Below are 16,928 nucleotides of genomic sequence, written 5' to 3' on the forward strand. Positions count from 1 at the left end.
CTCCGGCGAAAACAGTGGGGGCTCATCGATCCTGGTCATCCGGGCCGATCGAGCGGCAACCCCGAAGCTGGCGATACTTCTATGAGTCCGCACAGTGTCGCAGCAAAGCCCTCCGGCGTCAGGTGCGACCAAGGTCGCAGCCCGTCGGCCAGATGGCGGCTCGGGGCAGCGGGCCGGCAATTGTGCGCGGCAGCCTGCCCTGTTAGCGTGGGCCGCCTGCGTCCATGTGCGAGGAGGGAGCCGTGTTCAAGCCGCAGTTGATTACCCTGCAGCGTGGCGCGCTGCGCATCGAGCCGATGCTCGACGCCGATATCCCGGCGCTGGTGGCCCTGGCCGAGGCCAACCGTCAGGAGCTGCTCTATATGAGCGGTGCCCAGCGCCTCGACTGGTATCGCCAGGGTCTGCTGGAGCAGCGCGAGGGCAAGGCCCTGGCGTTCGTCATTCGCCTCGGCGAGCGGCTGGTCGGCACCACCCGCTTCGGCGACTTCATGCCGGCTCTGCCGGCGGCCGAGATCGGCTGGACCTGGCTCGACCGCAGCCAGCACGGCAGTGGGCTGAACGGCATGATCAAGTACCTGATGCTGCGCCATGCGTTCGAGAGCTGGCGCATGGTTCGCGTGCAGTTGAAAACCGCAGCGAGCAACCTGCGTTCGCAGCGCGCCATCGAGAAGCTCGGCGCCCAGCGCGAGGGCGTGCTGCGCAATCACCGACGCCTGGCCGATGGGCGCCTGGACGACAGCGTGCTGTACAGCATCACCGACCAGCAGTGGCCGCAGGTAAAACGACAACTGGAGGCGCGCTTCGGCGCGTGAAGCATGGAAGAGCTGGGACTGCAGAACCTTCAAGATCGCGCGCTCTGCCGAGGATATCCTGGCGGGTCAGGAGGGGAGTACCGATGACCCGCGCGCAAGTCTTTCTATTCGGTAGCCGCGACAGCATTCCGATGATCGTCGGCATTCTGCCGTTCGGGCTGATCTACGGCGCCCTGGCCAGCGTCGCCGGGCTCAGCCTGTGGCAGGCCCTGGGCATGTCCCTGCTGGTGTACGCCGGCTCCGCGCAGTTCATCGCCATCAGCCTGCTGACCCTGGGCACCGGGGCGGCAGTGATTCTCCTCACCACCCTGGTCGTCAATCTGCGCCACGTGCTCTACAGCGCGGCCTTGCAGCCCTATGTCGGGCCGTTGCGGCAGCGCTGGCGCTTGCCCCTGGCCTTCGGCCTGACCGACGAAACCTTCGCCGTGGTGCAGCGCCGCTACCTGGCCCGTGGCATGGACGGGCATGGCCAGTGGTATCACGCCGGGGTGGGCCTGGCGCTGTACCTGTCCTGGGTCGGCAGTTCGCTGGCCGGCATCCTGTTCGGCCAGAGTGTGCCGAACCTGGCTGGCTGGGGGCTGGACTTCGCCATGCTGGCGACCTTTATCGGCATCGTGGTGCCGGCGCTGCGCAATCGCCCGCAGATCGCGGCGGCGCTGGTGGCCGGCGCGGTGGCGCTGCTGTGCCACGCCTGGCCCTACAAGCTCGGGCTGATGGCCGCCGCGTTCAGCGGCATCGTCGTTGGCGTCGCCCTGGAGCGCCGGGCGAAGGGCGAGCTGACCGAGGAGGGCGCCTGATGCAGATCTGGATGCTGATTCTCGGCATGGCGCTGATCACCTTCGCCATCCGCTACAGCCTGTTCGCCTTTCCCGAGCTGCGCTTCCCGCCGCTGGTGCGCCAGGGCCTGCACTACGTGCCGACCGCGGTGCTCACCGCCATCGTGCTGCCCGGCATGCTGCTGCCCGATGGCCAGCACTGGGCGTTGCGCCTGGATAACGCCTACCTGCTGGGCGGCCTGGCGGCTATCGCGATTGCCGCGCTCAGTCGCCACCTGTTGGCGACCATAGGCGGCGGGCTGCTGGTGTTCTTCCTGCTGCGCTGGGCATTCGGCCAGTTGCCGCTCTGAACGCGGAATTTTGGCCGAAGGAGTGGCAAAACTCGTCGAATCCTGTGGCTTTCCCCAGGGCTGTTGCAGTCCAATGCTGGACGACCCGATTAGGTCATAGAAGACAGGTACACGGACGATGACCCCAGATTCGCAATTCACCCTGCTCGGTAAAAAGCGTTTCCTGCCGTTCTTCCTTACCCAGCTGCTCGGCGCCTTCAACGACAACATCTTCAAGCAGTCGCTGATCCTTGCGATCCTCTACAAGCTCAGCTCCGGCGCGGACAAGAGCCTGCTGGTCAACCTCTGTGCGCTGCTGTTCATCCTGCCGTTCTTCCTGTTCTCGGCGCTCGGTGGGCAGTTCGGCGAGAAGTTCGCCAAGGACGCGCTGATCCGCGCGATCAAGTTCGCCGAGATCCTGATCATGCTCGCCGGCGCCGCCGGGGTGCTGCTCGACAGCCTGCCGCTGATGCTCGCCGTGCTGTTCTGCATGGGCACCCAGTCGGCGCTGTTCGGGCCGGTGAAGTACTCGATCCTGCCGCAGCACCTGCGCGAGGAGGAGCTGGTCGGCGGCAACGCCCTGGTGGAAATGGGCACCTTCCTGGCCATCCTCGCCGGCACCATAGGCGCCGGCATCATCATGGCCGGTAGCGACTATGCGCAGATCGTCGCCGCCTCGGTGGTGACGGTGGCGGTGCTCGGCTATCTGGCCAGCCGCGCCATTCCGCGGGCCCATGCGGCCATGCCGGAACTGGCGCTGGACTGGAACATCTTCCGCCAGTCCTGGCGGATCATGCGCCTGGGGCTGGTCGAGCAGAAGGTCTCGGTGTCGCGCTCGCTGCTCGGCAACTCCTGGTTCTGGTTTCTCGGCGCGGTCTACCTGACGCAGATCCCGGCCTACGCCAAGGACTGGCTGCATGGCGACGAAAGCGTGGTGACGCTGATTCTCACGGTGTTTTCCCTGGGGATAGGCCTGGGCTCGATGCTCTGCGAGCGGATGAGCGGGCACAAGGTGGAAATCGGCCTGGTGCCCTTCGGCTCGATCGGCCTGACCCTGTTCGGCATCCTGTTGTGGTGGCATTCCGGCGACTTCGTCCAGGGCGCCGAGCCCCACGACTGGCTGGCCCTGCTGCAGTTCGCCCAGGCCTGGTGGGTGCTCGGGGCGATCCTCGGCATCGGCCTGTTCGGCGGCTTCTACATCGTGCCGCTGTACGCGCTGATCCAGTCGCGCACGGTGGAGCAGGAGCGGGCGCGGGTGATCGCCGCCAACAACATCCTCAACGCGCTGTTCATGGTGATCTCGGCGCTCGTCTCGATCCTCTTTCTCAGCGTCGCCGAGCTGTCGATTCCGCAGCTGTTCCTGGCCATCTCGCTGATGAACGTCGCGGTCAACAGCTACATCTTCAAGATCGTCCCCGAGTTCAGCATGCGCTTCCTGATCTGGCTGCTGGGCCACTCGATGTACCGGGTCGAGCACAAGGGGCTGGAGGCCATCCCGGACGAGGGCGCGGCGGTGCTGGTGTGCAACCACGTGTCCTTCGTCGACGCGCTGCTGATCGGTGGCGCGGTGCGCCGGCCGGTGCGTTTCGTCATGTACTACAAGATCTACAACCTGCCGGTGCTGAACTTCATCTTCCGCACCGCCGGCACCGTGCCGATCGCCGGGCGCAGCGAGGATCTGCTGGTGTACGACGCGGCGTTCAAGAAGATCGCCGAGTACCTGCGCAACGGCGAGCTGGTGTGCATCTTCCCGGAGGGCAAGCTGACCGGCGACGGCGAGATCAACGAATTCAAGAGCGGCATCGAGCGCATCCTCAAGGAAAACCCGGTGCCGGTGATTCCCATGGCGCTGCAGGGGCTGTGGGGCAGCTTCTTCAGTCGCGATCCGAAGCGGGCGCCATTTCGCCGGGTATGGTCGCGCATCGGCCTGGTCGCCGGTGCGCCGCTCGAGCCGCAGGCGGCGGACCGCCAGCGGCTGCAGGCCCAGGTGGCCGAGCTGCGCGGCGAGGTGCGCTGACCCGCAGAAGCCCGCTGGGTGGCGGGCTTCTCCTGCGTCAGTGACTGAGCTTGAGGCCGAGCAGGCCGCAGAGAATCAGCGCCACGCTGGCCAGGCGCACCAGCGCCATGGATTCACCGAACAGGATGATCCCGGCGATCACCGTGCCGAGCGCGCCGACACCGGTCCAGATGGCGTAGGCAGTGCCCAGGGGTAATTCCTTCATGGCCAGGCCGAGCAGCGCCAGGCTGACGATCATCGCCGCGACGGTGAGCAGGGTGGGCAGGGGGCGGGTGAAACCATCGCTGTACTTCAGGCCGACGGCCCAGCCGACTTCGAACAGGCCGGCGAAAAACAGAATGATCCAGGACATAGGCACCTCCGAGGGTTGGCAAAGGCTAGGGGCCGTCCCCGGATGGTCACTCGTGGAGTGCTGAGGTCGTCCTCAGGCTGCTGGCTATTGTGCACGGCCGGGCCGCCGGGGCAAGCCGCCGTGGACCGGCGGATGCCCCGAGGGCGGAGGCGATCAGATGCCCTGGGGGATCTCTTCGCCGCCCAGTGCCTCGAACAGCGCCGGGAGGAATTCGACGAAGGTCAGCATCATCAGGGTGAAGCTGGCATCCAGCTGGCCGAGGGCGTCATCGCCGCCGTCCTGCTCGGCCTGGTCCTGCAGCAGGTCCTCGAAGCGCAGGCGCTTGATCACCAGCTTGTCGTCGAGGACGAAGGACAGCTTGTCCTGCCAGCCCAGGGACAGTTGGGTGACCTGTTTGCCGGCGCTCAGGTGCAACTGGATCTCGTCGCTGGTCAGGTCCTGGCGCTTGCAGCGCACCACGCCGCCATCCTCATGGGTGTCGCGCAGCTCGCACTCGTCCAGCACATGGAAGTCGGCGGCGGCCTGCTGCGCCTTGACCCAGTCGGTCATGGTCGCGCTCGGCGCGATCTTCACCGTCAGCGGTCGCACCGGCAGCGAGCCGATGGCCTCGCGCAGGGTCGACAGCAGGTCCTCGGCGCGCTTGGGGCTTGCGGCATCGACCAGGATCAGACCCTGGGCCGGGGCGATGGCGGCGAAGGTCGCCGACTTGCGGATGAAGGCGCGCGGCAGGAAGGTCTGCACGATCTCGTCCTTGAGCTGGTCGCGTTCCTTCTTGTAGACCTTGCGCATCTGCTCGGCTTCGATCTCGTCGACCTTCTCCTTCAGCGCGTCGCGCACCACGCTGCCCGGCAGGATGCGTTCCTCCTTGCGCGCGGCGATCATCAGGAAGCCCTGGCTCTCGTGCACCAGCGGCGCGTCGGCGCCCTTGCCGAAGGGGGCGATGAATCCGTAGGTGGTCAGTTCCTGGCTGGCGCAGGGGCGCGCCGGCTTGGCGGCCAATGCGGCTTCGAGTGCCTCGGCATCGAACGGGACATTTTGGGTGAGGCGATAAACCAGCAGGTTACGAAACCACATGAGCGGGTGATTCTCCATTAACGCAAAGCGCGCATTATTCTCCCCTCGACGGCGAAGGCCAACCCTGCGCTAAGCCTTTGCTACACCAATAAAATTTTTTTCAATCAGGGCTTGCCAAGGTGTCGATGGCTCTCTAGAATGCGCCCCACTTCGAGAGTGAAGGGTGATTAGCTCAGCTGGGAGAGCATCTGCCTTACAAGCAGAGGGTCGGCGGTTCGATCCCGTCATCACCCACCAAACTCGCTTTTGAGGTTACGCGCAGCGGTAGTTCAGTCGGTTAGAATACCGGCCTGTCACGCCGGGGGTCGCGGGTTCGAGTCCCGTCCGCTGCGCCATTTTTTCCTCGCTTCATCTCCGCTCCATGTCCGCACCACTCCTTCGCAGCATTCGCCGTACTTCTCCGAATTTACGTTAAAACACCTGAACTTATGCGCATTTTCCGGTTCGTATCCTGGTAGCCAGTGATCGCGGCGGCCTGCTAAGCTCGCGCCTTCACTCGATTGCCCTAGGGCGCACCGGACAAGGAATAAGCATGAAACAGCATCGTTTGGCAGCAGCGGTTGCGCTGGTTGGCCTGGTACTCGCAGGTTGCGATTCGAAGACCAGTGTCGAGCTGGAGACGCCTGCGCAGAAGGCCTCCTACGGCATCGGCCTGAACATGGGCAAGAGCCTGGCCCAGGAAGGCATGGACGACCTGGACTCCAAGGCCGTGGCCCAGGGCATCGAAGATGCCATCGGCAAGAAAGAGCAGCGCCTGAAGGACGAAGAGCTGATCGAGGCCTTCGCCTTCCTGCAGAAGCGTGCCGAAGAGCGCATGGCGGAGATGAACGAGGAGTCGGCCAAGGCCGGCAAGAAGTTCCTCGAAGACAACGCCAAGCGCGACGGCGTGGTGACCACCGAATCGGGCCTGCAATACGAAGTGCTGAAGAAGGCCGACGGTGCCCAGCCCAAGGCCAGCGACGTGGTGACCGTGCACTATGAAGGCAAGCTGACCGACGGCAGCGTGTTCGACAGCTCGATCGAGCGTGGCAGCCCGATCGATCTGCCGGTCAGCGGCGTGATTCCGGGCTGGGTCGAGGGGCTGCAGCTGATGCACGTCGGCGAGAAGTACAAGCTGTATATCCCCAGCGAGCTGGCGTATGGCGAGCAGAGCCCGACTCCGGCGATTCCGGCCAACTCCGTGCTGGTATTCGAGCTGGAACTGCTGTCCATCAAGGATGCCGCAACCGAGCAGTAAGTTCGCGGTTGTGTACAACGCCCCGTCTCGACGGGGCGTTGTCGTTTCTGGCGCCAATAAAAGGCTGCGAGTTGACGACCAGTCGGTCCGAAAAGGGCCCGTTTCGAGTTTCCGGTGTTACGGTTATGCACATTCGCTATCACGTACCGTAGCGGCCAGCAAGAACCTTGCTCGAGAAACCTTGTCTCTTTTTAAGTAATTGATTTATTTGTATTTTATTGGCTGTATAAAAATTCGCCGATCTGTCTCAAGGCCCGATAAGACGGGCCTTTGGCCGGCTCATCCAGATTATGTACACAGGGTTATCCACAGCATGCGTGGATAACCTCAAGGAGCCCAGCAGGCATGCGGGCTGGCGAGGTGCGATCATGAAAACACCCTGGGGATTCGCCCGATTCCTGCCGTTGGCCCGGCAAATCCTGAGCCGGGCCCGGCTGCCGGGCCTGCTGTTGGCCGTCGCGCGCAAGAGTGCTCGACCCGGCCGACGCTTTGCCGAGTTGAAGGACGATCTGCTCCTGCTGCAGAACCTCTGCCTGGCCTGGTGGCGCGGCGAATACCGGGCGATCAGCGGCGAGGCGCTACTGGCGGTGGTCGCCGCGCTGCTGTATTTCGTCACGCCGCTGGATGCGCTGCCGGACTGGCTGATCGGCGTGGGCTTTGTCGATGACCTGGCCGTGCTGGCCTGGGTGCTGCGGACCTGGAGTGGCGAACTCGACGCCTTCCGCGCCTGGCGGGAGGCCCAGGCACCGGAGGTGCTGGAGATCATCGAGCGGCTGCCGGCGGACGACGCTGCCCTGACAGATGAGTCGAAACCCTGAGGGTCGCGCTCAGCGCGCGTGCAGCGCTGGGCAGACTGGCGCTGCGCTCTGTCGTCGATGGCCCTCCAGCCCGCTCCACGAGCCTTCGCGCCGGATAGTTCGCGCCCCAGTCGGCGCCGGGCTGGTAACATAGGGCCCAGCAAGGAATGGACTGAAACGCTCAGTAGCGCTTTCCATGGAGAGTCGAAGATGAATGTGCAAGTGATCAAGAATGACGGCGAACCGCAGTATGCGGTGCTGCCGTGGGCGGAATACCAGTCGCTGTTGCAGGCGGCCGGCCGCACCGAACAGAGTGCCGAGCCGCCAGCCGCGACTACGCCGGCGCCGGTGCCGGCGTTGAGTCAGCTGGCGCGCCTGCGCGAAGCCAAGGGCTTGTCGCCCGAGGAGCTGGCGCGAGCGGTGGGCATCAGCCCGCATTACCTGGGAATGATCGAAAGCGGTGAGCGCCAGCCGGATGCGGCCATCCAGCGTGCGCTGGCTTGGACGCTCGGCGTCGCGGGCTGGGAGGCGGGCTCTTGACTGTCAGTATCAGTCGTCAACATTGGCAGGCCTTGCTCACCGAGCTTGAAGAGGCGCGGCGCCAGCGCCATCTGCTGACCTATCGCGCGCTGATCGAGCGTCTGGCCTTGCCGAGCCCGGCGATGCAGACCCTGACCGCCGCGCTGGAGCACCTGGCGGCACTGGATGCGCGTGCCGAACGGCCGCTACGCAGTGCCCTGGTGATCAGCCAGGGCGCCAGTCGCCTGCCGCGTACCGGCTTCTTCGACTGCGTGACGCGCCTGGGGCGCTTCAGTGGCGCCTCCGACGGCATCGCCGCGGCGTCCTGGCATGCCGGAGAAGTGGCGCGGGTGTTCGAGTTCAGCTACCCGGACGAGGTCTAGTGCTCCACCGGCTGCGCGCTCGGCTGGGCTACGCCTTGGCCAGACGCCTGTTCCACTGGTCCTGGTGGGTCAGGCAGCCGCGTGCCTGGCGCTGGCTCGAGGGCCGGTTCGCGCGCATGGCCAACCTCGGTGATGTCGCGGCGCAAAGCTTCTATGGCCATATCCTGCTGTTTCGCGGCCAGGGGCTGGGGGCGCGGGACGAGGGCGTGCGTCTGCTGCGCCTGGCCGCCGCAGGTGGCGACGGCAAGGCCGCCTACCAACTGGGCGTACAGAGTCTGGCCGGCGATGCCCGGCAGGCGCCCGATGGCCGGCAGGCCGCGCGCTGGTGGACCTTGGCCAGCGAGGCCGGGCATCCCCTGGCCACTCGGCGTTTGGCCGCGCTGTACCGTGATGGCGGCCCGGGCCTGCCGGCCGATGGCGCGGCGGCGGCGCGCCTGGCCGCCCGGGCCGAAGCGTTCGGACTCTAGGCCGAGAGTTTTTCCGTATCGATGATGTGCAGGCTGTAGCCGGGCACCGCCTTGGCCTGGCGCTTGGCCTCCGAAGCCAGGGCGGCGAGCTGCTCGGCGTCCAGCTGTGCGCACTGGGCGGGGCGCAGGTGCACCACGCCGAGGGACAGTGACAGCAGCGGGAAGTCCTGGCGCTGGCCCTGGCGGTTGAAGGCGCTGAAGTAGCCCGCGTGCAGGTGCTCCTCGCTGTAGAAGCGCCGGCAGCGACTCTGAAAGTCCTCCAGCAGGCGATTGAGGCGGGCACGCCAGTCTTCCGAGCCGAGCACCAGGAGGAAGTCGTCGCCGCCGATGTGGCCGACGAAGTCGCGCGCCCTGTCGACTCTCTCGCTCAGGCTCTGCGCCAGGCTCAGCAGCACCTCGTCACCCTTGGCGTAGCCATAGAGGTCATTGAACGGCTTGAAGCTGTCGATGTCGACGTAGCACACCACCGCTTCCCGGGCCTGCTGCAGCAGGCGGGTCAGGCACTGCTGGATCGGCACGTTGCCCGGCAGCATGGTCAGCGGGTTGGCATGCCGGGCCCGCTGGATCTTCATCTCGGTAATCAGCTTGAGCACGTCGATGACCCGTCCCATGCCGCAGTAGCGGCCCTCGAGGGTGATGATGAAGTCCTCCTCGATGCGCTGGCGGGCGCGGCTGGTGAGCAGGCGGCTGACCTTCTGCAGCGATTGATCCCGCTCGACGGCGAGAAAGTCATCGCTCATCAGCCGACTGATCGGTTTGCGCGAATACAGCTCGGTGGCGAAGGGTTTGAGCAGGGCGTCGGCCAGCGAGTGGCGGTGGATGATGCCCACGGGCTGCTGGCGCTCGTCCAGCACCGCCAGGGAGTTGAGGTTGGCCTGGGCGCGGAAGGCTTCGAGCACCGCGGCGGTGGAGGTCGACCAGGACACGGCGGCTTGCCGGTTGAGCAGGCTGGAGAGGTCGCCCTCGCTTTCGCCCAGGCCGGCCGGCGGGCTGGCCAGCGTCGGCAGCAGGGCGCGCACTTCGCGTGGCGGCTGCTCCAGGGGGCGGCTGATCAGGTAGCCCTGGACCAGGTTGACGCCCATTTCCGAGAGCACGGCCAGCTCTTCGGCCTGTTCGATCCCCTCGGCGATCACCTCGGCGCGCGAGGCCTTGGCCATCTTCAGGATCGAGCCGACGAACTCGCGCTTGACCGCATCCTGGTGGATGCCCTCGATGAAGTGGCGATCGATCTTCACGTAGTCCGGTCGCAGTTCCGACCACAGGCGCAGGCTGGAGTAGCCGGCGCCGAGGTCGTCCAGGGCGATGGAGAAACCCATGGCACGGTAGTGGTGCAGGGCGTTGTCGAGCAGGGCGAAGTCCTCGGTAGGCGACTGCTCGGTCAGCTCGATCACCACCCGGCTCGGTGGAATGCCCAGGCTCTGCAGCAACTGCAGGGTGCGCCCGGACTGGTGGCCGGACTCCAGCAGGGAGTCCGGCGAGACGTTGAGAAACAGCTTGCCGTCGAGCTGCAGCGCGCTGAAGCGTTGGCAGGCGCTCTTGCGGCAGGCGCGCTCCAGCTCACTCAGGCGCCCGGCATGGCGGGCCACGGCGAACAGGTTGATCGGCGAGTGCAGGGCGCTGTTGGAGGGGCCGCGGGTCAGGCCTTCGTAGCCGTAGATGCGCCGCTCGGAAAGGGAAACTATGGGCTGGAACAGGCTGCTCAGGTCGCCGTGAGCGAGGATATGGTCCAGTGCGCTCAACTGCTCGGTGACGGTCATCTAGGGCCTCTATCTCCAGAAAAACAAAGGGGTTGATCCTGCGATCAGCCCCCTGCATTTCACGACGGTTTCGTGACCGTTTGATGACTGCCCGGTTCTAGTGCTTCGCCACGGCGGCGTTGAGCCCGAGGTAGTCCAGGAGGATGTGCCCGCTTTCGGCGAGGAAGGCGTCATCCTGGCCCTGGTCTTGCTCCTCGCTCGCCACCTCGGGATCTTCTTCCTTCAGCTCGGTCAGCGGCGCCAGGCCCTTGGCCTTGCGCCGGTTGTTCTCGATGATCAGCTGTTGGGCCTCGATCTCGGCCTGCTGGGCGCGGCGCTTGCTTTCGTTGAGGCTGACGCTGGTCTCGCCCATCAGCTTCTTGGCCAAGGCCAGGCGTTCGCGGGTGAAGGTGAAGTCCGGGTTCTTCGCGGTACGGCTGTCATAGCGGCTCTGCAGCTCGGCGAGGAACGGCATGATCGGGTCCCGCTCGGGTTTGATCGCCGGGCGGATGCTGTCCCAGGGCAGGGCCTCGGGCAGCGCGCTCTCGCCGATCTCCTTGGTGTCCATGACGTCCGGATACTGGATGTCGGGGATCACCCCCTGGTGCTGGGTGCTCTGCCCGGAGACGCGGTAGAACTTGGCCAGGGTCAGTTTCAGCTCGCCATGGTTGAGCGGCTGGATGGTCTGCACCGTGCCCTTGCCGAAGGTCTGGCCGCCGAGGATCAGCGCGCGGTGATAGTCCTGCATGGCGCCGGCGAAGATCTCCGAGGCCGAGGCCGACAGGCGGTTGACCAGCACGGCCAGGGGGCCGGCGTAGTAGGTGCCGCGGTTCTCGTCGGCCAGCACATCCACGCGGCCGTCGCTGTTGCGCACCAGCACGGTCGGCCCCTGGTCGATGAACAGCCCGGTCAGCTCGGTGGCTTCCTGCAGGGAGCCGCCGCCGTTGTTGCGCAGGTCGATGACCACGCCGTCGACCTTTTCCTGCTCCAGTTCGCTGAGCAGGCGTTTGACGTCGCGGGTGGTGCTCTTGTAGTTCGGATCGCCGGCGCGATAGGCCTTGAAGTCCAGGTAGAAGGCGGGAATCTCGATGATCCCCAGCTTGTAGTCGCGGCCTTCATGCTGGAGTTCGAGCACCGACTTCTTCGCCGCCTGCTCCTCCAGCTTGACCGCCTCGCGGGTGATGCTGACCACCTTGCTGCTCTGGTCGTTGGGCGCGTTGTTCGCCGGGATCACTTCCAGGCGCACCAGCGAGCCCTTCGGCCCGCGGATCAGCTTGACCACCTCGTCCAGGCGCCAGCCGATCACGTCGACCATCTCGCCGTCGCCCTGGGCCACGCCGATGATCTTGTCCGCCGGGGCGATCTGCTTGCTCTTCTCGGCCGGGCCGGCCGGCACCAGGCGCACCACCTTGACGTGCTCGTTGTCGGTCTGCAGCACCGCGCCTATGCCTTCCAGCGACAGGCTCATGTTGATGTCGAAATTTTCCGCGTTGTCCGGCGACAGGTAGGTGGTATGCGGGTCGTAGGTGGTGGCGAAGGCATTGATGTAGGCCTGGAACACATCCTCGCCACGGGTCTGCTGCAGGCGCGCCAGCTGGTTCTTGTAGCGCTTGGTCAGCAGCTCCTGGATGGCCTTGGGCTCCTTGCCGGCGATCTTCAGGCGCAGCACCTCGTCCTTCACCCGCTTGCGCCAGAGGTCGTCGAGTTCCGCGACATCCTTGGCCCAGGGGGCGTTCTCGCGGTCGATCAGCAGGCTTTCGTCGCGGCTGAAGTCGAGCTTGTCGATGCCCTGGTCGAGCAGATTCAGTGCGAATTGCAGGCGGCCCTGCAGGCGCTCGAGCTGGCGCTTGTAGATGGTGAAGCCCGGGTCCAGGTTGCCGCTTTTCAGCAAGTCGTCGAACTGCTCGCGCCACTGGTCGAACTCGGCGATATCCCCGGCGGTGAAGTAGCTGCGCGCCGGGTCGAGCATCTTCAGGTAGCCCTGGTAGATCTTCGTCGAACGTGCGTCGTCCAGTGGCGGCTTGTTGTAGTGATGGCGTTTCAATAGCTCGACGACGTTGAGGCTGGCGATGATCTGCTCGCGGTCCGGTTGCAGGTATTCCCAGGAATCGGCCTGGGTGGTCTTCGCGGCCAGGGGCAGCGCGCTCAGACCGAGGGCAAAGGCGAGGGTGGCGCAGAGCAGTGAGCGCTTCATGCTGATTCGACGCGAGGGTAATTGATAACGCATATTAGGCCGTCTAGAGGGGCGCCGAGTTCCCTGGGCGCAAAGCAGAAGCCCAGCGCTGAGCGCCGGGCCCGGTTCAAATCCACTATGGAGGCAGCGTGAAGGCATTGCAAGGCGTTGAGGGCCGGACGGAATGGGCACGGCAGCCCGCCCCGGTCTGTGATGTAGGGGAAATTCGCATTCGCGTGGCGGCCGCCGGCGTCAACCGGGCCGACCTGCTGCAGCGCGCGGGACTCTACCCGCCACCGCCCGGCGCCAGCGAGGCGCTCGGCCTGGAATGCGCCGGTATCGTCAGCGAAGTCGGCGCCGGCTGCGACTGGCAGGTGGGTGACCGGGTCTGCGCCCTGCTCGCCGGTGGCGGTATGGCCGAGGAGGTGGTGGTCGATGCGCGCCACGCGCTGCCGCTGCCCGACGGGCTGTCGCTGGCCGAGGCGGCAGCCGTGCCGGAGGTCTACGCCACTGCCTGGCTCAACCTGTTCCAGCTGGCCGCGCTGAAGCCGGGCGAAAAGGTCCTGCTGCATGCCGGCGCCAGCGGCGTCGGCTCGGCGGCGATCCAGCTGTGCAAGGCCTTCGGCAATCCCTGCTGGGTCAGCGTCGGCTCGCCCGAGCGGCTGGCCTATTGCCAGGCCCTGGGCGCCCAGGGTGGTGTGTTGCGTGGCGATGACGGCCTGCAGGCGCTGCGCGACTTCGGCCCCTTCGATGTGATCCTCGACCCGGTCGGCGGCAACTACGCGGCGCTCAACCTGGAGCTGCTGGCGCGCGACGGCCGCTGGGTGAATATCGGCCTGATGGGCGGGCGCAAGGCGGAGCTGGACCTGGCGTTGCTGCTGGGCAAGCGCATTCAGCTGATCGGCTCGACCCTGCGCACGCGCGACGACCAGTTCAAGGCCGACCTGCTGCGTGACCTGCAGCAGCACCTCTGGCCACTATTCGCCGAGGGCCGGCTCAAGCCGCAGCTGGAGCGCTGCTACCCGATCGAGGAGGCGGAGCTGGCCTTCGCCGAACTGGCCGGCAACCGGGTTAACGGCAAGCTGGTACTGCTGATCGACGAAAGCCTGGCCTGAGCGCGCAAGGGCATTGCCGCAGCCCGTGGCAGAGCCCTTGATCGCGAGATTGCAGAGGCCTATGAAGGCCGATTGAGTTATCCAATCAATCTAATGGGCGCAATCAATAGGATTTTAAGAACATCTCTGTATAGGATTCGCCGGGTCAAAATTCTCAACCCTCAGAAGGAATCAGAGATGAACCTCATCAACACCCAAGTTCAACCGTTCAAGGCCAACGCTTTCCACAACGGCAAGTTCATCGAAGTCACCGAGCAGTCCCTGAAGGGCAAGTGGTCCGTGCTGATCTTCATGCCGGCCGCCTTCACCTTCAACTGCCCGACCGAGATCGAAGACGCGGCCAACAACTATGCGGCGTTCCGCGATGCCAACACCGAGGTGTACATCGTCACCACCGACACCCACTTCTCGCACAAGGTCTGGCACGAGACTTCCCCGGCGGTGGGCAAGGCCCAGTTCCCGCTGGTCGGCGACCCGACCCACGCCCTGACCAATGCCTTCGGCGTGCACATCGCCGAAGAAGGCCTGGCCCTGCGCGGCACCTTCGTGATCAACCCGGAAGGCGTGATCAAGACCGTGGAGATCCACTCCAACGAGATCGCCCGCGACGTCTCCGAAACCCTGCGCAAGCTCAAGGCTGCCCAGTACACCGCCGCCAACCCGGGCCAGGTTTGCCCGGCCAAGTGGAAGGAAGGCGAAGCCACCCTGGCCCCGTCGCTGGACCTGGTCGGCAAGATCTAAATCTGCCGCCTTCCCGCTCCCGAGCAGCTGCTTAGGAGCGGGAAACCTTTCTGCGCTGCTAGGGCTGCAACCCAGCCCAGCCAGCGCCCGAATGCCCGGGCGCGATCCGCCCGGGCATTTTATTGCCCGAATTTCGTCATTGAGGACACGCCGCCATGTTGGACGCCAATCTGAAAGCCCAGTTGAAGACCTACCTCGAGAAGGTCACCCAGCCGTTCGAGATCGTCGCGTCCCTCGATGACAGCGACAAATCCCGTGAGCTGCTCGCACTGCTGCAGGACATCGTCGGCCTGAGCGACAAGATCGCCCTGAAGACCGACGGCATTGATGCCCGCACGCCGTCCTTCTCGCTCAATCGTCCGGGCGCCGATATCGGCCTGCGCTTCGCCGGTATCCCCATGGGTCACGAGTTCACCTCGCTGGTCCTGGCCCTGCTGCAGGTCGGTGGCCATCCGTCCAAGCTGGCGGCCGAGGTGATCGAGCAGATCAAGGGCCTCGAAGGCCAGTTCAGCTTCGAGACCTACTTCTCGCTGTCCTGCCAGAACTGCCCGGACGTGGTCCAGGCGCTGAATCTGATGGCCGTGCTCAACCCCAATATCCGCCACGTCGCCATCGACGGCGCGCTGTTCCAGGCCGAGGTCGAAGAGCGCCAGGTCATGTCGGTACCGAGCATCTACCTGAACGGCGAGCCGTTCGCCTCCGGCCGCATGGAGGTCGAGGAGATCCTCGCCAAGCTCGACACCGGTGCCAGTGCCCGCGATGCCGAGAAGCTCAACGCCAAGGCCGCGTTCGACGTGCTGGTGGTTGGAGGTGGCCCGGCCGGTGCCGCGGCGGCCATCTATGCCGCGCGCAAGGGCATCCGCACCGGCGTGGCCGCCGAGCGCTTCGGCGGTCAGGTGCTCGATACCATGGCCATCGAGAACTTCATCTCGGTGCAGGAGACCGAAGGGCCGAAGCTGGCCCGCGCCCTGGAAGAGCACGTCAAGCAGTACGAGGTCGACGTGATGAACCTGCAGCGCGCCAGCGCACTGATCCCGGCGAGCAGTGCCGGCGGCCTGCATGAAGTGCGGTTCGACAGCGGCGCCAGCCTCAAGGCCAAGACCCTGATCCTCGCCACCGGCGCCCGCTGGCGCGAGATGAACGTACCCGGCGAGCAGCAGTACCGCGGGCGCGGCGTGGCCTACTGCCCACACTGCGACGGGCCGCTGTTCAAGGGCAAGCGGGTGGCGGTGATCGGCGGCGGCAACTCCGGCGTCGAGGCGGCCATCGACCTGGCCGGCATCGTCGCCCAGGTGACCCTGATCGAGTTCGACAGCCAGCTACGCGCCGATGCGGTGCTGCAGAACAAGCTGGCCAGCCTGGCCAACGTCACCGTGATCAAGAGCGCCCTGACCACCGAAGTCAAAGGCGACGGCCAGAAGGTCAACGCCCTGGTCTACCGGGATCGCAACAGCGACGAGCTGCATGAGCTCGAGCTGGAAGGGATCTTCGTGCAGATCGGCCTGCTGCCCAACAGCGACTGGCTCAAGGGCGTCATCGAGCTGTCGCCGCGGGGCGAGATCATCGTCGATTCGCGCGGCGAGACCTCGGTGCCGGGCATCTTCGCCGCCGGCGACGTGACCACCGTGCCCTACAAGCAGATCGTCATCGCGGTGGGCGAGGGGGCCAAGGCCTCGCTCTCCGCCTTCGATCACCTGATCCGTTTGGCTTGATCGGCTCGGCCGGATCGGCTTGATCGGCCGCCTGCGCAGTCGTCAGAGAAAAGGCGGCTAACCCTCGGGTTAGCCGTTTTTTTTTTCAGTCCGGCGCAGCTGGCGGACGTCAGCTACAGCACTAGGGTGCGCACCACCAGGCCGTTGCGAGTGGCATGGGAGTAGGGGCAGACCACATGGGCCTGGCCCACTATCGCCTCGGCCTGGGCGTGATCGATACCCGGCAGGCGCACCTCCAGGGCCACGTCCAGGCCGAAGCCCTCGCCGTCGTCACGGGCGCCGATGCCGACGGTGGCGGTAACCGTGCTGTCGTCGTCGATCGTCACCTTCTGCTTGCCGGCGACGAACTTGATCGCGCCGAGGAAGCAGGCCGCATAGCCGGCGGCGAACAGCTGTTCCGGGTTGTTGCCGGCGCCCCCCGGGCCGCCCAGTTCCGTCGGCGTGGTCAGGGTCACGGCCAGGGCGCCGTCCGCGGTGCTGGCCTTGCCGGTGCGGCCGCCGGTGGCGGTGGCCTGGGTCGAGTACAGAACATTCATCGCGTGTCTCCTGTGCGGTTGCGGGAACGGACGCTGCATAGTCTCAGTAAATCAGCTTCTGCCCGATGCGCCCGGCCGAGTGCCGGGCGGCGCTAGACTCTTCCTGGCCAGTGCCCGGGTTTTTCCCCGGGCCACACGCGCCAAGGTGGCTT

At 65.7% G+C, this 16,928-nt stretch carries 17 protein-coding genes and 2 tRNA genes; 14 read left to right on the forward strand and 5 right to left on the reverse strand.

Going from position 1 to position 16,928, the window contains the following annotated elements; translation table 11 throughout:
• Positions 1-242 precede the first annotated feature (242 nt).
• The 4 genes from ACSX1D_RS06140 (at position 243) to ACSX1D_RS06155 (ending at position 3,934) form a co-directional block, all read left to right on the forward strand.
• Entirely contained in the window at positions 243-812 is a 570-nt protein-coding gene (locus ACSX1D_RS06140; RefSeq protein WP_439861421.1) for a GNAT family N-acetyltransferase, read from the forward strand.
• 83 nt (positions 813-895) lie between these two features.
• Entirely contained in the window at positions 896-1,609 is a 714-nt protein-coding gene (locus tag ACSX1D_RS06145; RefSeq protein ID WP_439861422.1) for an AzlC family ABC transporter permease, read from the forward strand.
• Positions 1,609-1,938, forward strand: coding sequence for an AzlD domain-containing protein (locus tag ACSX1D_RS06150; RefSeq protein ID WP_439861423.1), 330 nt, complete (start codon positions 1,609-1,611; stop codon positions 1,936-1,938). Before ACSX1D_RS06145 ends, ACSX1D_RS06150 begins: the two co-directional genes overlap by 1 nt.
• 118 nt (positions 1,939-2,056) lie before the next feature.
• Positions 2,057-3,934, forward strand: a complete 1,878-nt coding sequence (locus ACSX1D_RS06155; RefSeq protein WP_439861424.1) for an MFS transporter — start codon at positions 2,057-2,059, stop codon at positions 3,932-3,934.
• 37 nt (positions 3,935-3,971) lie between these two features.
• Here ACSX1D_RS06155 and sugE read toward each other — a convergent pair whose 3' ends face one another.
• Positions 3,972-4,286, reverse strand: coding sequence for a quaternary ammonium compound efflux SMR transporter SugE (gene sugE, locus ACSX1D_RS06160; RefSeq protein ID WP_439861425.1), 315 nt, complete (start codon positions 4,284-4,286; stop codon positions 3,972-3,974).
• A gap of 153 nt (positions 4,287-4,439) precedes the next feature.
• The gene (gene rdgC / locus ACSX1D_RS06165) at positions 4,440-5,360 is read right to left on the reverse strand and encodes a recombination-associated protein RdgC (RefSeq protein ID WP_439861426.1); all 921 of its coding nucleotides are present in this window, start codon (positions 5,358-5,360) and stop codon (positions 4,440-4,442) included.
• A 161-nt stretch (positions 5,361-5,521) separates the two neighbouring features.
• Between rdgC and ACSX1D_RS06170 the strand changes: the two genes are divergently transcribed.
• From ACSX1D_RS06170 to ACSX1D_RS06200, 7 genes are all read left to right on the forward strand, one after another.
• A tRNA-Val gene (locus ACSX1D_RS06170) sits at positions 5,522-5,597 on the forward strand.
• 21 nt (positions 5,598-5,618) lie between these two features.
• A tRNA-Asp gene (locus ACSX1D_RS06175) sits at positions 5,619-5,695 on the forward strand.
• A 197-nt stretch (positions 5,696-5,892) separates the two neighbouring features.
• A complete protein-coding gene (locus ACSX1D_RS06180; protein ID WP_208708956.1) occupies positions 5,893-6,597 on the forward strand; it encodes an FKBP-type peptidyl-prolyl cis-trans isomerase in 705 nt (234 codons plus the stop codon).
• Between the two features lie 368 nt (positions 6,598-6,965).
• Positions 6,966-7,415, forward strand: coding sequence for a YkvA family protein (locus ACSX1D_RS06185; protein WP_439861427.1), 450 nt, complete (start codon positions 6,966-6,968; stop codon positions 7,413-7,415).
• Between the two features lie 189 nt (positions 7,416-7,604).
• On the forward strand, positions 7,605-7,934 hold the full coding sequence (locus tag ACSX1D_RS06190) for a helix-turn-helix domain-containing protein (RefSeq protein ID WP_439861428.1): 330 nt from the start codon (positions 7,605-7,607) through the stop codon (positions 7,932-7,934).
• Positions 7,931-8,296, forward strand: a complete 366-nt coding sequence (locus tag ACSX1D_RS06195) for a hypothetical protein (protein ID WP_208708959.1) — start codon at positions 7,931-7,933, stop codon at positions 8,294-8,296. The genes ACSX1D_RS06190 and ACSX1D_RS06195 overlap by 4 nt, the downstream gene beginning before the upstream one ends.
• Positions 8,296-8,763: a sel1 repeat family protein gene (locus tag ACSX1D_RS06200; protein ID WP_439861429.1), complete on the forward strand. Its 468-nt coding sequence runs from the start codon at positions 8,296-8,298 to the stop codon at positions 8,761-8,763. The genes ACSX1D_RS06195 and ACSX1D_RS06200 overlap by 1 nt, the downstream gene beginning before the upstream one ends.
• On the opposite strand, the gene ACSX1D_RS06205 is transcribed toward ACSX1D_RS06200, so the two are convergent.
• The gene (locus tag ACSX1D_RS06205) at positions 8,760-10,520 is read right to left on the reverse strand and encodes a bifunctional diguanylate cyclase/phosphodiesterase (RefSeq protein WP_439861430.1); all 1,761 of its coding nucleotides are present in this window, start codon (positions 10,518-10,520) and stop codon (positions 8,760-8,762) included. The two genes, ACSX1D_RS06200 and ACSX1D_RS06205, sit on opposite strands and share 4 nt — an antisense overlap.
• Positions 10,521-10,617: 97 nt before the next feature.
• Positions 10,618-12,693 (reverse strand): carboxy terminal-processing peptidase, encoded by a 2,076-nt coding sequence (locus ACSX1D_RS06210; RefSeq protein ID WP_439861431.1) that lies wholly within the window; start codon positions 12,691-12,693, stop codon positions 10,618-10,620.
• A 128-nt stretch (positions 12,694-12,821) separates the two neighbouring features.
• On the opposite strand from ACSX1D_RS06210, the gene ACSX1D_RS06215 reads away from it, so the two are divergent.
• From ACSX1D_RS06215 to ahpF, 3 genes are all read left to right on the forward strand, one after another.
• Complete coding sequence (locus ACSX1D_RS06215) at positions 12,822-13,787, forward strand: NAD(P)H-quinone oxidoreductase (RefSeq protein ID WP_439861432.1); 966 nt, start codon at positions 12,822-12,824, stop codon at positions 13,785-13,787.
• 177 nt (positions 13,788-13,964) lie between these two features.
• Positions 13,965-14,528: an alkyl hydroperoxide reductase subunit C gene (ahpC, locus tag ACSX1D_RS06220; RefSeq protein ID WP_439861433.1), complete on the forward strand. Its 564-nt coding sequence runs from the start codon at positions 13,965-13,967 to the stop codon at positions 14,526-14,528.
• 155 nt (positions 14,529-14,683) lie between these two features.
• Positions 14,684-16,240, forward strand: coding sequence for an alkyl hydroperoxide reductase subunit F (gene ahpF / locus ACSX1D_RS06225; protein WP_439861434.1), 1,557 nt, complete (start codon positions 14,684-14,686; stop codon positions 16,238-16,240).
• 113 nt (positions 16,241-16,353) lie between these two features.
• On the opposite strand, the gene ACSX1D_RS06230 is transcribed toward ahpF, so the two are convergent.
• Positions 16,354-16,776: an organic hydroperoxide resistance protein gene (locus tag ACSX1D_RS06230; RefSeq protein ID WP_439861435.1), complete on the reverse strand. Its 423-nt coding sequence runs from the start codon at positions 16,774-16,776 to the stop codon at positions 16,354-16,356.
• Positions 16,777-16,928 lie beyond the last annotated feature (152 nt).

It is taken from the genome of Pseudomonas sp. MBLB4136 (assembly GCF_051904765.1).
Classification (GTDB): domain Bacteria; phylum Pseudomonadota; class Gammaproteobacteria; order Pseudomonadales; family Pseudomonadaceae; genus Aquipseudomonas.

What these genes read in the sequence shown, in the direction of transcription:
- ACSX1D_RS06145 (WP_439861422.1), top strand. Translation starts at nt 896, where the DNA reads ATGACCCGCGCGCAAGTCTTTCTATTCGGTAGCCGCGACAGCATTCCG.
- ACSX1D_RS06150 (WP_439861423.1), top strand. Translation starts at nt 1,609, where the DNA reads ATGCAGATCTGGATGCTGATTCTCGGCATGGCGCTGATCACCTTCGCC.
- ACSX1D_RS06155 (WP_439861424.1), top strand. Translation starts at nt 2,057, where the DNA reads ATGACCCCAGATTCGCAATTCACCCTGCTCGGTAAAAAGCGTTTCCTG.
- sugE (WP_439861425.1), bottom strand. Translation starts at nt 4,286, where the DNA reads ATGTCCTGGATCATTCTGTTTTTCGCCGGCCTGTTCGAAGTCGGCTGG.
- rdgC (WP_439861426.1), bottom strand. Translation starts at nt 5,360, where the DNA reads ATGTGGTTTCGTAACCTGCTGGTTTATCGCCTCACCCAAAATGTCCCG.
- ACSX1D_RS06180 (WP_208708956.1), top strand. Translation starts at nt 5,893, where the DNA reads ATGAAACAGCATCGTTTGGCAGCAGCGGTTGCGCTGGTTGGCCTGGTA.
- ACSX1D_RS06185 (WP_439861427.1), top strand. Translation starts at nt 6,966, where the DNA reads ATGAAAACACCCTGGGGATTCGCCCGATTCCTGCCGTTGGCCCGGCAA.
- ACSX1D_RS06190 (WP_439861428.1), top strand. Translation starts at nt 7,605, where the DNA reads ATGAATGTGCAAGTGATCAAGAATGACGGCGAACCGCAGTATGCGGTG.
- ACSX1D_RS06205 (WP_439861430.1), bottom strand. Translation starts at nt 10,520, where the DNA reads ATGACCGTCACCGAGCAGTTGAGCGCACTGGACCATATCCTCGCTCAC.
- ACSX1D_RS06210 (WP_439861431.1), bottom strand. Translation starts at nt 12,693, where the DNA reads ATGAAGCGCTCACTGCTCTGCGCCACCCTCGCCTTTGCCCTCGGTCTG.
- ahpC (WP_439861433.1), top strand. Translation starts at nt 13,965, where the DNA reads ATGAACCTCATCAACACCCAAGTTCAACCGTTCAAGGCCAACGCTTTC.
- ahpF (WP_439861434.1), top strand. Translation starts at nt 14,684, where the DNA reads ATGTTGGACGCCAATCTGAAAGCCCAGTTGAAGACCTACCTCGAGAAG.
- ACSX1D_RS06230 (WP_439861435.1), bottom strand. Translation starts at nt 16,776, where the DNA reads ATGAATGTTCTGTACTCGACCCAGGCCACCGCCACCGGCGGCCGCACC.